Below are 13470 nucleotides of genomic sequence, written 5' to 3' on the forward strand. Positions count from 1 at the left end.
TTTTTTCATTTCTTAATCTAGGTTAAGTGTCCTACTGCTATTGCCGTAGTAAATTTGTCTTATCAAATTAAAACAATATTAAAACATATAATTATGGCAACTACAAAATGGGCAATTGACGCTACACACTCAGAAATAGGATTTAAAGTTAAACACATGATGTTTACTAATGTTTCGGGAAAATTCAACGAATACGAAGCAACTATCACTACAGAAGACGACAACTTCGAAACTGCAACAATTGAATTTGAAGCTAACATCGATTCAATCAATACCAATAATACAGATAGAGATAATCACCTTAAAAGTGCAGACTTTTTTGACGCCGAAAACCATCCTAAACTAACTTTCAAAGCTACTTCATTTACCAAAAAAGGAGATGATTATGAACTAGCTGGTGATTTAAGCATTAAAGGAATAACAAAATCGGTAACACTTCCAGCAGAATTTAGCGGTTTAATGAAAGATCCTTGGGGAAATACAAAAGCAGGATTGAATATCGGTGGAAAAATAAATCGTAAAGACTGGGGTTTAAACTGGAACTCTGCATTAGAAACTGGTGGTGTTTTGGTAGGTGAAGAAGTTAAATTTAACATCGAATTGCAAGTAATAAAACTATAAATTAAATTCAAACCCTTTTAATTTATCCTAAAACCTCTAGACTTCAAGAAGAAGTGTAGAGGTTTATTTTTTTGCTCCAACTAGATGATTCATTATAAATTCTAAAAAAATAGTACTTTTGCATCCCATTTGAATCTAAAATTCAATCTTTTTATAAAAAATTAAATAAATACAGATGAAAGCATACGTATTTCCAGGACAAGGAGCTCAGTTTACCGGAATGGGTAAAGACTTATATGAAAAGTCTCCTTTGGCAAAAGAATTGTTTGAGAAAGCAAACGAAATATTAGGTTTCCGCATTACAGACATCATGTTTGAAGGGACTGCAGAAGAATTGAAAGAAACTAAAGTAACACAACCAGCGGTATTTTTACACTCTGTAATTTTAGCTAAAACTTTAGAAGATTTCAAACCAGAAATGGTAGCAGGTCACTCATTAGGAGAATTTTCAGCTTTAGTGGCTAATGGTTCTTTGTCTTTTGAAGACGGATTAAAATTAGTTTCTCAAAGAGCTTTAGCCATGCAAAAAGCATGCGAAATAACGCCTTCAACAATGGCAGCAGTTTTAGGATTAGCTGATAATGTTGTAGAAGAAGTTTGTGCTTCAATAGACGGTGTAGTCGTGGCTGCTAACTATAACTGCCCTGGACAATTAGTAATTTCAGGAGAATTTAAAGCAGTTGAATTGGCTTGCGAAAAAATGAAAGAAGCAGGTGCAAAACGTGCTTTATTATTGCCAGTTGGTGGTGCTTTTCACTCACCAATGATGGAACCAGCAAGAGAAGAATTAGCTGCTGCAATTGAAGCAACTACTTTCTCAACTCCTATTTGCCCGGTTTATCAAAACGTAACTGCAGCTGCTGTTTCGGATGCAGATGAAATCAAAAAGAACTTAATTATTCAATTGACTGCTCCTGTAAAATGGACACAATCTGTACAACAAATGATTGCTGATGGCGCTACTTTGTTTACAGAAGTGGGACCTGGTAAAGTATTAACGGGATTAATTGGTAAAATCAATAAAGAAGCGGCTACTGCAAATGCTTAAATAGTATTCAGTGATCCGTTTTTTAGTGATCCGTTATTAAATTATGAATCCTCACGAACTTAGTTTGATGAGGATTTTTATTTTAAAGTAGTTCTCAACGGAACCCTTAATAGAATAGCAGCTGTAATTTTAGCTATCTTTGTTCTAAGCATTTTTTTTATGATTTCAAATTTACGAACTGTAAACGTTATCCGCTATATCACTCCATTGCGAGAAGGAGGTTCCTTACCTGCTTTGGCAGAAGCGGATGATGATTTTAAATATGTCTTAAAATTTAGAGGCGCTGGTCATGGTGTAAAAGCATTAATTGCTGAATTCTTAGGAGGCCAAATCGCAAAATATCTAGGATTACCCGTTCCTGAATTGGTTTTCTGTGAACTTGACGAAGCTTTTGGTAGAACAGAAGCCGATGAAGAAATTCAAGATTTATTAAAATTTAGCCAGGGATTAAATCTTGGTTTGCATTATTTATCTGGAGCCATAACTTATGATGCTGCAGCCAATGAATGTGAAGCTTTATTAGCATCTAAAATTGTTTGGTTAGATGCCTTTATAACCAATGTTGACAGAACCTTCAAAAATACCAATCTTTTAATTTGGAAAAAAGAACTTTGGTTAATTGACCATGGCGCTTCTTTTTACTTTCATCATTCATGGACGAATTGGGAAAAAACAGCCATTACTCCGTTTGCTTTAATAAAAGATCATGTTTTATTACCGAAGGCCTCAAAACTAGAAGAAGCACATCAAGAATTTACGAAATTATTGAACGATTCTTTTTTGAAAGAAATCGTAAATCAGATACCAGAAGACTGGTTACAATGGGATGACCAATCGATAACAGCTGAAGAAATCAAAGCCATTTATTTTCAGTTTTTAAGTCTACGCTTACAAAACGCAGAAGTATTTTTAAAACAAGCTCAAGATGCACGAAAAACACTTATATGAATATGCTGTCCTTCGTGTAGTACCTAGAGTAGAACGCGAAGAATTTATCAATGTGGGTTTGATGCTATATTGCAAGCGTCAAAAATATTTACGTATTCAATATCAAATCCCATCTGAAAAAATCAGTTCTTTTTGTAAAGAATTTGATCTAGACCAACTCAAGATTAATTTAGATTCCTTTGTTGCCATTTGCGAAGGCAAAAAAAATGCTGGCCCTATTGCTCAATTAGAAAAAGACGAACGTTTTAGATGGTTAACAGCGGTAAAAAGCTCAAGTATCCAGACCTCAAGACCGCATTCTGGATTTAGTACGGATTTAGACAAAACCTTTGACAAATTATACAACGAATTAGTAGTATAAAAAAGATTCCTCTTGACCTAAGGTTTGGAGGAATTTTCATTTAAACTCTTTTGCTTCTTCACAATGATTATTGATTATTCCGGTAATCAAAAAATTAGTGGCTCTTTTTTCAAAGAAAATATACCAAGTAGTTCTGGTATTCGATTTATAAAAAATGTAATTGGAGCCTAAGTATTGTAATTTTGAAGGTGCTTTTTTCGAGGGAAAACTTGAAATATCATTAATAATAAAATTTACAATTTTATCAACGTATTGTTGCGCATTTTCGACATAACCGAAATACTCTTCCAAGAAAAGAATATAGATTAATTCATCAAAATAAATTAATATTTCCTCTTTAAATATTATTTTTTCCAAGGATATGCCTTAATTCGTTTCAACATTTCCTCTTTGAATTCCTCAGGAGTATAGCCTTTTTTAAATTCAGCATCAAAATCAAAAGTTTCAGGATCAATTCCTTTTTGTTTAGTTATAATTCGTTCGTAAGAAGTGATTTCCTCCTCGACTTGATCTATTTTAGATTTTTTCCCTTTGGCATTCATAATCTTCTTATTTTTAAGCTATAACGAAGTTACAACTATTTCTTTTAACGAAAAAATCCCAAATTGGCAGTGGCTAATTTGGGATTTAAAAAATACTATTTTATTCTTAGGAAGGTAATTTAAAAGCTTGTCTGGCGATTAACAACCATTTCCCTTTTATTTTTTGCCAAATTAAAACATTACCAATTTTGATATCCTTCTCTACTCCGCTATCTTTAGTATAAGCAGCCAGATTATGTCTCACAATAGCAACATCTCCACTAATTTGGATAGTTTGATTTTGAAATTCAATCGTTACAAAATCCGATTCGCCGTTCATTAATTTTTCAATAAAGGCTTCCTGATTTTGTAAAATTCCGCTAGAGTGTCCATAACTCAAATCTTTCGACGTTATTTCTTTTAAAGATGTAACCGTCGGGTCAATCAAGGCTTTACGAAAAGCCTCTACTCTATTAGCAACCGCAGTTTCTTCATTTGAAATAGTTGAAGATTGCGCCCAATTTGAAAAGCTAATTACAAACAAGGCTATCACTAATAAAGATTTTTTCATAATTATTGATTTAAAAATTCTAAAACAGAATCAGTAATAAATTGAATTTGTTCATCATCTAATTCGGTGTGCATTGGTAACGAAATCACCTCTTTAACCAACTGATTAGTCACAGGAAAATCTTCTTCTTTATAACGCACATCAACATAGGCTTTTTGCGAATGTAAAGGAATTGGATAATAAATAGCACAAGGAATTCCTTTGCTCAACAAATGCTGCATCAAACCATTTCTGTCTTTATTGATGATTCGCAGTGTATATTGATGAAAAACGTGATTGTTCTCATTAGCATCAAATGAAGGCGCAATAATGTTAGGATGCGATGACAATGCTGCATTGTACTTTGTCGCAGCTTCACGACGCGCTTTGTTATAATCATTCAAAAAAGGCAATTTTGCATTCAAAACAGCAGCCTGAATACTGTCTAATCTTGAATTCACGCCAACAACATCATGGTGGTAACGCTCGTACATTCCGTGATTTACAATTCCACGAATCGTATGTGCTAAAGCATCATCATTGGTAAAAATGGCTCCACCATCTCCGTAACATCCTAAGTTTTTAGACGGGAAAAACGAAGTCGCTGCTACATGACCTATAGTACCCACTTTTGATTTCGTCCCTTCAGCCGAAACATAATCGGCACCTATTGCCTGTGCATTATCTTCAATAACAAATAAATTATATTCTGCAGCTAATTCCATAATTTCGTCCATATTAGCCGCTCGACCAAATAAATGAACCGGAACAATTGCTTTGGTTTTAGGAGTAATTACTGCTTTAATTCTTTCTAATGAAATATTCATGCTATCCACATCCACATCTACTAAAACTGGAGTTAATTGCAACAAAGCAATCACTTCAACAGTTGCCGCAAAAGTAAAATCGGCAGTAATCACCTCATCACCCGGTTGCAAACCTAATCCCATCATTGCAATTTGCAACGCATCGGTACCATTAGCACATGGAATTACATGTTTTACACCCAAATAATCTTCTAACGATTTTTGAAATTGTTGCACCTGAGGCCCATTGATATAAGTGTTAGTATCCAAAACTTCTTGTATAGAAGTATTTACAGTAGTAGCAATTTTATCGTATTGACTCTTCAAGTCAACCATTTGAATTTTCTTCATTTGAACTTTATTAAATAATTTCGAAAGTTGTTCTTTTACATGAATTAGGAAACAACAAAACTTTCACAAAAGGGAAACAAAAATAGGTATTATTGGTTTCAAACCAATGATTTTAAGCCAAAGAAAATGTAATTTAGCCGCAAAAATTACACAAATGCTTTTTCTATACAATTTCATCATAACAATTGCTAACTTTTTCTTAAAAATAGTCGCCTTTTTTAATCCTAAAATAAAGCTGTTCGTTTCAGGAAGAAAAGAGGTATTTATTACGCTTTCGCAAAAAATAAGCAAAAACGACAAAACGATTTGGTTTCATGCTGCCTCTTTAGGCGAATACGAACAAGGATTACCCGTAATTGAAAAAATAAAAGAAAAATATCCTTCGCATAAAATTGTTCTTAGCTTTTTTTCTCCATCAGGTTATGAAGTTCGAAAAAACAACACCATTGCTGATGCAACTGTTTATCTGCCGATGGACACTAAAGGTAATGCTCAAAAATTCCTTAAACTCGTTCATCCTGAAATGGCATTTTTTATCAAGTACGAATATTGGCCAAACTATCTCAACGAACTTAAAAAATCAAACATTCCAACCTATTTGATTTCTGGTATTTTCAGAGAAAACCAAATGTTTTTTAAATGGTACGGTCAGTTTTACAGAAAAGCATTAAATACGTTTTCGTTCTTTTTTGTTCAGAATGAAAGCTCTAAAAAGCTACTCAATCAATTAGGAAAAATGAATGTCATTGTTTCTGGCGACACCCGTTTTGACCGCGTTGCTGCAATTTTAGAAAAAGACAATTCCCTTGACTTTATCGATCAATTTAAAAACAACACAACTACGATAGTCATCGGGAGTTCGTGGCCTAAAGACGAAGAATTACTAATAGATTACATTAATTCATGTAAGGAAAAGATAAAATTCATCATCGCACCCCATAACATCAAAGGAGAACAAATCCAACAATTAAAAAATAGTATTCGCAAAAAAACGGTCCTTTTTAGCGAAAGAGAAAACAAAAACCTATCTGAATTTGAGGTGTTTATCATTGACACTATTGGGATCCTAACTAAAATATACAGTTATGCTGATATTGCTTATGTAGGAGGAGGATTTGGCAATCCTGGAGTACACAATCTATTAGAACCTGCGACCTTTGGCGTTCCAATCGTTATTGGTCCAAATTACTCTCATTTTGCCGAAGCCATTTCTCTTGTAAACATAAAAGGCTGTATTTCTATTCATAACCAAGAGGAATTAAAAAGCATTTTTGATACTTTAATTACCGATAGTAATCTGCGAAAAAACAAAGGAAAAATTTGTGAAGAATTTGTATCACAAAACAAAGGAGCAACAAACTTAATATTGAAAACAATTACAAAATAACCGCAAAAATATTTTTGAAAAACAACTCAATTTAAACCTATGAAATTTTTAAAACTTATACTTGTCCTATTCGTAATTCAAACCCACGCGCAACAGGGCGGGATGTGGATACCCTCTTTATTAGATGGCATGAATGCAACTGAAATGAAGAATTTAGGAATGAAAATGTCTATCAAAGATATTTATGATGTCAATCAGTCCAGTTTAAAAGATGCTGTTCCTCAATTTAATGGAGGTTGTACCTCTGAGGTGATTTCGCCTAAAGGATTATTACTTACTAATCACCATTGTGGTTATGCACAAATTCAATCGCATTCAACTGTAGAACACGATTATCTTGCGGATGGTTTTTGGGCATTTAAAATGGAAGATGAATTACCTAACAAAGACTTGTATGTGACTTTTATAGTAAAAATAGAAGATGTAACAAATATGGTTTTAGAGGGAACGGCTTCCATTACAAACGAAGCTGAAAAACAGAAAAAAATCCAAAATAACATCGCTGCAATTAGCAAAAACTTCCCAAAAGAAAGTTGGCAAGAAAACAAAATTCGTACGTTTTACGAAGGGAATCAATATATGCTTTTTGTAACGGAAACCTTTACCGATGTTCGTTTGGTAGGCGCACCACCATCTTCTATCGGAAAATTTGGTTCTGATACAGACAACTGGGTTTGGCCACGTCACACAGGCGATTTTTCAATTTTCAGAATTTACGCTGACAAAAACAACAAACCAGCTCCGTATTCGAAAGACAATGTTCCTTATACTCCCAAACATTTTTTACCAATTTCGCTGGACGGTGTAGCCGAAGACGATTTTACCCTAGTTTTTGGATATCCAGGTAACACAAATGAATATTTACCTGCTGTTGCCATCAACCAGATAGTAAACGAATTAAATCCTGCAAAAATTGAAATCAGAGATAAAGCACTCAAAGTAGCCGACGGTTATATGAGAGAAGACAACGCTATAAAAATTCAGTATGCTTCAAAATATGCCAGTATTGCCAATTATTGGAAAAAATGGATTGGTGAAAGCCAAGGAATAAAAAAATCAAATGCAATAGCCAAAAAACAAGAAGCAGAAAAAAAATTCCTTGACAAAGTTATCCAAGCAGGAAAAGAAAAAGAATATGGAAATCTTTTAAATGATTTCGAAAAAAACTATACTGAAATAGCTCCTTATGTCTTAGCCAGAGATTATTTCCAAGAAATAGTATTACGAAATACAGAATTATTGAAAGTTGCTTACAATTTATACCAATTAGAGCAAGTTTACTTAATTCAAGGTGAGCAATCATTTAATGATCGTAAAAACAATTTAATTGCAGGCCTTTCTGGTTTCTACAAAAATTTCAGTGCTAAAGTTGACAGAGATGTTTTTGAACAGCTTATTAGTTTATATGCAACTAAATCGCCTAAACCATTTTTACCACAAAGTCTAAACAATATAGATGCTAAAAAACTTTCTACAGAAATTTATACATCAACAAAATTATCCAACTACGAAGATTTCAAACAATTATTGACTGGAGATGCTAAAACAGTTCTTAATGCGATTAATCAAGACAAAGCATTCCAGCTCGTAAAAGAATTAAGTATTAAATACCATTCTGAAATCCTTCCAAAATACGATGCTTTGAATTTAAAGATAACTTCTTTACAAAGAAGCTACATGAAAGCACAATTAGAACTTAACAAAGACAGCCGTATTTTTCCAGATGCCAATGGCACATTAAGAGTTACTTATGGGAAAGTAAAAGGATACGAACCTAAAGATGCTACTATTTATAAACCCATTAGTTACTTAGATGGTGTAATGGAAAAATACATTCCAGGAGATTACGAATTTGATGTATCACCAAAACTAATCGATTTATTCAACAAAAAGGATTATGGAATCTATGGCGAAAATGGCCAAATGCCTTTGAATTTTATTGGAACCAATCATACTACCGGAGGAAATTCAGGTAGTCCCGCTATTGATGCCAAAGGGAATCTTATAGGACTCAATTTTGACCGTGTTTGGGAAGGAACCATGAGTGATATCTACTACGATCCTAGTATTTGCAGAAACATAATGGTAGACGCTCGCTACATTTTATTTATCATCGACAAATACGCTGGAGCTCAAAATTTAATTAACGAATTAAAATTAGTGCATCCTAAAAAGAAAAGAACCGTAAAACATAGTAAGCTCAAATTAAAATAGAACTTACAATCTACTGTATATCAAAAAAAAAGAAACTAAAAGCTAAACACAAGGAGGCACTAAGATACACGAGAAATTTGGCTCATTATTTTTTCAAAAAAAAAGCGAAAAAATATTTTACATATTAAAAATTTTATATCTTTGCCTCGAATTAATAATTAACCTTTTATAATAAAGTAAGATGAAAAAAGTATTTTTAAGTTTAGCTGTAGTTGCTGTATTATCTGTTGTATCTTGTAAAAAAGCTGAGGCTGCTACTGAAGAAGTTGCTGCTGATACAACTGCTGTAGAAACTGTTGACACAACTGCTGTTGCTGCTGACACTACTGCTGCTGCTGCTGATACAACTGCTGCTGCTCCAGCTGCTGAAGCTCCAGCTGCTGAGTAATTTTAAATTACAGTAAAAAAATAAGCCGTACAATTGTGACGGCTTTTTTTATACCCATAAGTGAAATTACAGCCTTAATAACAAGAATTGAATTGAATTGAATTGAATCAATCAATAAATTCAAAATCATTGTTCGCAAAATCCAGTATCTCTGCCTTTGCTCCATATTTCACAATCTCATCAATACCTTTTTGCACCATCAATTCTGTACTGTATTTTCTACTCACAGCCATCACTTTACCATCTACTACCAGTCGAAAGAAAAACTTCCCTTTAGAAGTCTTAAATTTCACAAAAGAACAAATATCAAATACAGATCGCAAATACTCTGCATCAGCCTCACAATCCATTCTTAATTCATACACATTACTTGTAAATATAGTTTTCCCTTTTCTAGAAGTAAACTCAAATTTATAATCCCCGCTAAATCTTTTACTAATAACAAAAGTCCCCATATTTTATTAAATTCCAATTTTAAAAAATTCCAGACCCCAAGGATTCAGAATTCACAAAGCTCACTTTTACTTCTAAACACCTCTCACAAGATTCAAAACAAACCACAAAACTAATTTTGATATAAAATAAAAAAAGCTCCAAACATTTGTTTGAAACCCTCTTCACTCTTGAATAAATCGTAAGTTCACACAAAACCAAATACCAACTTTAGACTCAAAAAAACAAATCTAAATTATTTTAGCCCATATTCCCAATTTTCCCTTAAATATTTAACCTTATTAACTTTTAAATCTCCTATTAAAAAACCAATCTCATTCATTTAAAGTTATTGACTTTTAAGTAGATTTCTATAAAAGTCTTTTTTATATAAAGAAAAAGCCTGTTTAAAACAGGCTTTAATCTTTAAATTATTTTTTAACAATAGTAGTAGTTGGCTGATAAAAACCAAACGTCAAACCACCAACCAACATATTTACAAATGAATGCTTAGTAGTAACAGTATAATCTGTTGCTCCACCGGCCATCGCTTTAGAATCAGAAACACCTACTGGAATCAAACCACCTATTAAATAACTATTCCACTTTGTTACTTTAGTTTGCCCTGTTCCTCCATTACCCACAACACTAGTATAAGAATAACAAGAAGACATAAAAATAGCAGCTGAGAAAGCTACTGCTGCACGAGTAATCATTTTTTTCATTTTGTATAAATTTAATTATTAATTTATACGAAAATACACAAAAAAACAAATTATCAAAATAGTTACTGCGTATTTTTAAAAAAAAACCTACACAAAGAAAAAACCCCTTAAAAATAAGAGGTTTTTTATTGTACTCAGAGCGGGACTTGAACCCGCACGAACATTGCTGTTCACTGGATTTTAAGTCCAGCGTGTCTACCAATTTCACCATCCGAGCATGATGTAAATCGAGCGAAAAACGGGGCTCGAACCCGCGACCTCGACCTTGGCAAGGTCGCGCTCTACCAACTGAGCTATTTTCGCATTAACAATTCTCAAAAAGAACCGCGATACTTGTTCTGTATTGCGGATGCAAATTTAAGACCTTTTTCCGATTACGCAAGCCTTTTTTGAAAAAAAATTGAATAATTATACTAAGCTTTTGATTTACTTTAAATTAAAAATAAATTATTTTCGGGTTAACATTCTTTTAATTTCATTCAACTTCATCAAAGCCTCTACTGGCGTAACCGAATTTATATCAATATTCAAAATTTCCTCTTTTATCTCTTCTAATAAAGGATCATCCAAATTAAAGAAACTCATTTGCATTTCCTCTTTCTCCGACTTAATACCCGTTAAAGCATCACCAGAATGATCTTTCTCTAACTTTTTCAAAATCTTTTGCGCTTTCAAAATCACAATTTGAGGCATTCCCGCCATTTTTGCCACATGAATACCAAAACTGTGTGCACTTCCACCCTTTACTAATTTTCGAATAAAAAGCACATTGTCCTTTAACTCTTTTACCGAAACATTGTAATTTTGAATGCGAGTCAACGATTCACTCATTTCATTCAATTCATGGTAATGCGTTGCAAATAAAGTTTTAGGTTTCGAGGGATGTTCATGCAAAAATTCAGCAATAGCCCAAGCGATAGATATACCATCATAAGTACTGGTTCCACGACCAATTTCATCCAACAAAACCAAACTTCTATCAGAGATATTATTCAAAATCGAAGCCGTTTCATTCATTTCGACCATAAAAGTAGATTCCCCCATCGAAATGTTATCACTAGCACCAACACGGGTAAATATTTTATCCACCACACCCATTTTTACACTATCAGCAGGGACAAAACTTCCCATTTGAGCCAATAGCACAATCAAAGCGGTTTGACGTAATATTGCCGACTTACCCGACATGTTAGGCCCAGTAATCATAATAATTTGCTGCGTTTCTCTATCTAGGTAAACATCATTTGCAATATAAGGAACACCTACTGGCAACTGTTTTTCAATTACTGGGTGTCGACCGTTTTTAATATCCAATTCGAATGTTTCATCTAATTCTGGACATACATATTTATTTTCAATAGCTAATTGTGTGAAAGAACACAAACAGTCTAACTGAGCCACCAAATTTGCATTTAACTGAACTGGCTTGATATAAGTCGCAATCCAAGCCACTAATTGCTCGAACAATTCGGATTCTATTTTATGAATTTTTTCCTCAGCACCCAGAATTTTAGATTCATATTCTTTTAATTCTTCGGTAATATAACGCTCGGCATTTACCAGCGTTTGCTTTCTAATCCATTCGGCTGGCACTTTGTCTTTATGCGTATTTCTAACTTCGATATAATAACCAAAAACATTATTAAAAGATATTTTCAAAGAAGAAATACCTGTGCGTTCCGACTCTCTAGCTTCAATACCTTCTAAAAATTCTTTACCAGAAGTCGAAATAGCCCGTAATTCGTCCAATTCCTGATTCACTCCTTTAGCAATAGCATTCCCTTTTGCAATAGCAACTGGCGCATCTTGATTTAAAGTTGTTTTAATTTTCTCACGCAATAAATCACAACTATGCAAATTATCTCCAATTATTTTAACCGCTTCTTGTTTACTTTCTAAAGCCAATGTTTTAATTGGAATAATAGCATCTAACGACTCTTTCAAATAAATTACTTCACGAGGCGAAACTTTCCCTGTAGCTATTTTAGAAATCAAACGCTCTAAATCGGAAATTTGTTTGATTTGGTACTGCATTTTTTGCAATACTTCTTGACTATCCTTCAAATAAGAAACCACTTCATGTCGACTTCTTACCTTATTTATATCTTTTAATGGTAAAGCTAACCAACGTTTTAACAAACGTCCACCCATTGGCGAAAGCGTTTTATCAATAACATCTAAAAGTGTTACCGCATTAGGATTATAACTATGATACAATTCCAGATTGCGAATGGTAAATCGATCCATCCAAACATAAGCATCTTCGGCTATACGTTGAATAGAAGTAATATGTTGTACTTTGTTGTGTTGTGTTTCTGACAAATAATACAAAATTGCTCCCGAAGCAATAATTCCTTCCTTTAAATCCTCAACTCCAAATCCTTTCAAGGAAATAGTTTGAAAATGCTTAGTTAAAGACTCAAAAGCATAATCTTCTTTATAAACCCAATCTTCAAGGTAAAAACAATAGTAATCTTCTCCAAAATGGGTTTTAAAATCATTCTTATTATTCTTTTGAATCAACACCTCACTTGGACTAAAATTCTGCAAAAGCTTATCAATATACTCTGCATTACCCTGAGCAGTTAGAAACTCACCTGTAGAAACATCTAAAAAAGAGATGCCAATAGATTTATTGGCAAAGTAAACCGAGGCTAAGAAGTTATTTGTTTTAGATTGCAAAACCTCATCGTTCATAGAAACTCCGGGAGTTACTAATTCTGTTACACCTCGCTTTACAATCGTTTTGGTCATTTTTGGATCTTCCAATTGATCACAAATCGCTACACGAAGACCAGCCTTTACTAATTTTGGCAAATACGTATTGATAGAGTGATGAGGAAATCCTGCTAAGGCAGTTTCATTATCGGAGCCTGCTCCACGTTTAGTCAAAGTTATTCCTAATATTTTTGCTGATCGAATAGCATCCTCACCAAATGTTTCATAAAAATCACCAACCCTAAACAACAAACAAGCATCTGGATATTTTCTCTTAATCTCATTATACTGCTTCATTAATGGAGTTTCCTTAACCGCTTTTTCTTTAGATGCCAATGTATTTTGTATTTAAATTTATTAGAAAAATATGAAAGCGAATTTAAAAATTTTATAATGAATA

General features: G+C 33.3%; 14 protein-coding genes and 2 tRNA genes. 7 read left to right on the plus strand and 9 right to left on the minus strand.

Translation table 11 applies throughout. The annotated features are described in order from the left end of the window. Positions 1 to 93: 93 nt before the first annotated feature. The 4 genes from ACFPTQ_RS00320 to ACFPTQ_RS00335 all read left to right on the plus strand — a co-directional run bounded on the left by ACFPTQ_RS00320 (position 94) and on the right by ACFPTQ_RS00335 (position 2978). Entirely contained in the window at positions 94 to 621 is a 528-nt protein-coding gene (locus tag ACFPTQ_RS00320; RefSeq protein WP_379772429.1) for a YceI family protein, read from the plus strand. A 175-nt stretch (positions 622 to 796) separates the two neighbouring features. Then, positions 797 to 1669 carry an ACP S-malonyltransferase gene (gene fabD / locus ACFPTQ_RS00325; protein ID WP_379772432.1) on the plus strand — a complete coding sequence of 291 codons (873 nt, stop codon included), beginning with the start codon at positions 797 to 799 and terminating at the stop codon, positions 1667 to 1669. A 159-nt stretch (positions 1670 to 1828) separates the two neighbouring features. Further along, positions 1829 to 2617 carry a HipA family kinase gene (locus ACFPTQ_RS00330; protein WP_379772435.1) on the plus strand — a complete coding sequence of 263 codons (789 nt, stop codon included), beginning with the start codon at positions 1829 to 1831 and terminating at the stop codon, positions 2615 to 2617. Continuing rightward, positions 2595 to 2978, plus strand: coding sequence for a DUF3037 domain-containing protein (locus tag ACFPTQ_RS00335; protein WP_379772437.1), 384 nt, complete (start codon positions 2595 to 2597; stop codon positions 2976 to 2978). Before ACFPTQ_RS00330 ends, ACFPTQ_RS00335 begins: the two co-directional genes overlap by 23 nt. Positions 2979 to 3014: 36 nt before the next feature. Here the strand turns inward: ACFPTQ_RS00335 and ACFPTQ_RS00340 are convergent, their stop codons facing one another. The 4 genes from ACFPTQ_RS00340 to ACFPTQ_RS00355 all read right to left on the minus strand — a co-directional run bounded on the left by ACFPTQ_RS00340 (position 3015) and on the right by ACFPTQ_RS00355 (position 5206). Further along, a complete protein-coding gene (locus ACFPTQ_RS00340) occupies positions 3015 to 3335 on the minus strand; it encodes a hypothetical protein (protein ID WP_379772439.1) in 321 nt (106 codons plus the stop codon). Continuing rightward, positions 3323 to 3520, minus strand: a complete 198-nt coding sequence (locus ACFPTQ_RS00345) for a hypothetical protein (protein ID WP_379772442.1) — start codon at positions 3518 to 3520, stop codon at positions 3323 to 3325. The genes ACFPTQ_RS00340 and ACFPTQ_RS00345 overlap by 13 nt, the downstream gene beginning before the upstream one ends. A 106-nt stretch (positions 3521 to 3626) precedes the next feature. Beyond that, complete coding sequence (locus ACFPTQ_RS00350) at positions 3627 to 4070, minus strand: nuclear transport factor 2 family protein (protein WP_379772444.1); 444 nt, start codon at positions 4068 to 4070, stop codon at positions 3627 to 3629. Positions 4071 to 4072: 2 nt separating this feature from the next. Then, on the minus strand, positions 4073 to 5206 hold the full coding sequence (locus tag ACFPTQ_RS00355; RefSeq protein WP_379772447.1) for a DegT/DnrJ/EryC1/StrS family aminotransferase: 1134 nt from the start codon (positions 5204 to 5206) through the stop codon (positions 4073 to 4075). Between the two features lie 154 nt (positions 5207 to 5360). Here ACFPTQ_RS00355 and ACFPTQ_RS00360 point away from each other — a divergent pair, with 154 nt between their 5' ends. From ACFPTQ_RS00360 to ACFPTQ_RS00370, 3 genes are all read left to right on the plus strand, one after another. After that, a complete protein-coding gene (locus tag ACFPTQ_RS00360) occupies positions 5361 to 6593 on the plus strand; it encodes a 3-deoxy-D-manno-octulosonic acid transferase (RefSeq protein WP_379772450.1) in 1233 nt (410 codons plus the stop codon). Between the two features lie 39 nt (positions 6594 to 6632). Next, positions 6633 to 8807 (plus strand): S46 family peptidase, encoded by a 2175-nt coding sequence (locus tag ACFPTQ_RS00365; protein WP_379772452.1) that lies wholly within the window; start codon positions 6633 to 6635, stop codon positions 8805 to 8807. A gap of 181 nt (positions 8808 to 8988) precedes the next feature. Next, positions 8989 to 9195: a hypothetical protein gene (locus ACFPTQ_RS00370; RefSeq protein WP_379772454.1), complete on the plus strand. Its 207-nt coding sequence runs from the start codon at positions 8989 to 8991 to the stop codon at positions 9193 to 9195. A 107-nt stretch (positions 9196 to 9302) separates the two neighbouring features. Here ACFPTQ_RS00370 and ACFPTQ_RS00375 read toward each other — a convergent pair whose 3' ends face one another. From ACFPTQ_RS00375 to mutS, 5 genes are all read right to left on the minus strand, one after another. Continuing rightward, positions 9303 to 9650, minus strand: coding sequence for a YegP family protein (locus ACFPTQ_RS00375; protein ID WP_379772456.1), 348 nt, complete (start codon positions 9648 to 9650; stop codon positions 9303 to 9305). 408 nt (positions 9651 to 10058) lie between these two features. Further along, a complete protein-coding gene (locus ACFPTQ_RS00380) occupies positions 10059 to 10352 on the minus strand; it encodes a Bor family protein (RefSeq protein ID WP_379772458.1) in 294 nt (97 codons plus the stop codon). 131 nt (positions 10353 to 10483) lie between these two features. Beyond that, positions 10484 to 10569: transfer RNA gene (locus ACFPTQ_RS00385), tRNA-Leu, on the minus strand. A 13-nt stretch (positions 10570 to 10582) separates the two neighbouring features. Further along, positions 10583 to 10655, minus strand: a tRNA-Gly gene (locus ACFPTQ_RS00390). Between the two features lie 144 nt (positions 10656 to 10799). Further along, positions 10800 to 13406 carry a DNA mismatch repair protein MutS gene (gene mutS / locus ACFPTQ_RS00395; RefSeq protein WP_379772460.1) on the minus strand — a complete coding sequence of 869 codons (2607 nt, stop codon included), beginning with the start codon at positions 13404 to 13406 and terminating at the stop codon, positions 10800 to 10802. Positions 13407 to 13470: the final 64 nt, after the last annotated feature.

This window comes from Flavobacterium sp. GCM10022190, from assembly GCF_042656445.1.
Lineage (GTDB): Bacteria > Bacteroidota > Bacteroidia > Flavobacteriales > Flavobacteriaceae > Flavobacterium > Flavobacterium nitratireducens.

Coding starts and splice junctions, on each gene's coding strand:
- ACFPTQ_RS00320 (WP_379772429.1), top strand. CDS start 94: ATGGCAACTACAAAATGGGCAATTGACGCTACACACTCAGAAATAGGA.
- fabD (WP_379772432.1), top strand. CDS start 797: ATGAAAGCATACGTATTTCCAGGACAAGGAGCTCAGTTTACCGGAATG.
- ACFPTQ_RS00330 (WP_379772435.1), top strand. CDS start 1,829: ATGATTTCAAATTTACGAACTGTAAACGTTATCCGCTATATCACTCCA.
- ACFPTQ_RS00335 (WP_379772437.1), top strand. CDS start 2,595: ATGCACGAAAAACACTTATATGAATATGCTGTCCTTCGTGTAGTACCT.
- ACFPTQ_RS00345 (WP_379772442.1), bottom strand. CDS start 3,520: ATGAATGCCAAAGGGAAAAAATCTAAAATAGATCAAGTCGAGGAGGAA.
- ACFPTQ_RS00350 (WP_379772444.1), bottom strand. CDS start 4,070: ATGAAAAAATCTTTATTAGTGATAGCCTTGTTTGTAATTAGCTTTTCA.
- ACFPTQ_RS00355 (WP_379772447.1), bottom strand. CDS start 5,206: ATGAAGAAAATTCAAATGGTTGACTTGAAGAGTCAATACGATAAAATT.
- ACFPTQ_RS00360 (WP_379772450.1), top strand. CDS start 5,361: ATGCTTTTTCTATACAATTTCATCATAACAATTGCTAACTTTTTCTTA.
- ACFPTQ_RS00365 (WP_379772452.1), top strand. CDS start 6,633: ATGAAATTTTTAAAACTTATACTTGTCCTATTCGTAATTCAAACCCAC.
- ACFPTQ_RS00370 (WP_379772454.1), top strand. CDS start 8,989: ATGAAAAAAGTATTTTTAAGTTTAGCTGTAGTTGCTGTATTATCTGTT.
- ACFPTQ_RS00375 (WP_379772456.1), bottom strand. CDS start 9,650: ATGGGGACTTTTGTTATTAGTAAAAGATTTAGCGGGGATTATAAATTT.
- ACFPTQ_RS00380 (WP_379772458.1), bottom strand. CDS start 10,352: ATGAAAAAAATGATTACTCGTGCAGCAGTAGCTTTCTCAGCTGCTATT.